Raw genomic sequence first — 1,387 nt, 5'->3', positions numbered from 1 at the left:
TCACATAAAACGCGTTTGGCGTTGTATGGTTAAGCCTCACGGGTAATTAGTACAAGTTAGCTTAACATATCACTATGCTTCCACACCTTGCCTATCAACGTTGTAGTCTCCAACGGCCCTTCAGAGAGCTTATAGCTCTAGTGAGAACTCATCTCGAGGCCTGCTTCGCGCTTAGATGCTTTCAGCGCTTATCAGTTCCGAACGTAGCTACCGGGCAATGCCATTGGCATGACAACCCGAACACCAGCGGTTCGTTCACTCCGGTCCTCTCGTACTAGGAGCAACCCCTCTCAATTCTCAAACGCCCACGGCAGATAGGGACCGAACTGTCTCACGACGTTCTAAACCCAGCTCGCGTACCACTTTAAATGGCGAACAGCCATACCCTTGGGACCGACTTCAGCCCCAGGATGTGATGAGCCGACATCGAGGTGCCAAACACCGCCGTCGATATGAACTCTTGGGCGGTATCAGCCTGTTATCCCCGGAGTACCTTTTATCCGTTGAGCGATGGCCCTTCCATTCAGAACCACCGGATCACTATGACCTACTTTCGTACCTGCTCGACGTGTCTGTCTCGCAGTTAAGCTGGCTTCTACCATTACACTAACCGTACGATGTCCGACCGTACTTAGCCAACCTTCGTGCTCCTCCGTTACTCTTTGGGAGGAGACCGCCCCAGTCAAACTACCCACCAGGCACTGTCCGTAACCCCGATTCAGGGGCCAACGTTAGAACATCAAAACTACAAGGGTGGTATTTCAAGGACGACTCCACAACAACTAGCGTCGCTGCTTCTAAGTCTCCCACCTATCCTACACATGTAGGTTCAATGTTCAGTGCCAAGCTGTAGTAAAGGTTCACGGGGTCTTTCCGTCTAGCCGCGGGTACACAGCATCTTCACTGCGATTTCAATTTCACTGAGTCTCGGGTGGAGACAGCGTGGCCATGGTTACACCATTCGTGCAGGTCGGAACTTACCCGACAAGGAATTTCGCTACCTTAGGACCGTTATAGTTACGGCCGCCGTTTACCGGGGCTTCGATCAAGAGCTTCTCCGAAGATAACCCCATCAATTAACCTTCCGGCACCGGGCAGGTGTCACACCGTATACGTCATCTTGCGATTTTGCACAGTGCTGTGTTTTTAATAAACAGTCCCAGCCACCTGGTCACTGCGGCTCCCGTCCGCTTAGAGAGCAAGTCTCATCACAGATAGGAGCGTACCTTCTCCCGAAGTTACGGTACGATTTTGCCTAGTTCCTTCACCCGAGTTCTCTCAAGCGCCTTAGTATTCTCTACCTGACCACCTGTGTCGGTTTGGGGTACGATTCCATATAATCTGAAGCTTAGAGGCTTTTCCTGGAAGTATGGCATCAGCAACTTCA

General features: G+C 51.4%; 1 rRNA gene. It reads right to left on the bottom strand.

From position 1 onward, the window contains the following. Positions 1 to 25: 25 nt before the first annotated feature. Positions 26 to 1,387, bottom strand: a 23S ribosomal RNA gene (locus HJP15_RS21570); the annotation flags it as partial.

The organism is Pseudoalteromonas sp. NEC-BIFX-2020_002, assembly GCF_013002825.1.
GTDB lineage: Bacteria > Pseudomonadota > Gammaproteobacteria > Enterobacterales > Alteromonadaceae > Pseudoalteromonas > Pseudoalteromonas neustonica.
Note: the sequence above shows the minus strand (reverse complement) of the source record. Positions and strands in the feature narration are given on the sequence as shown.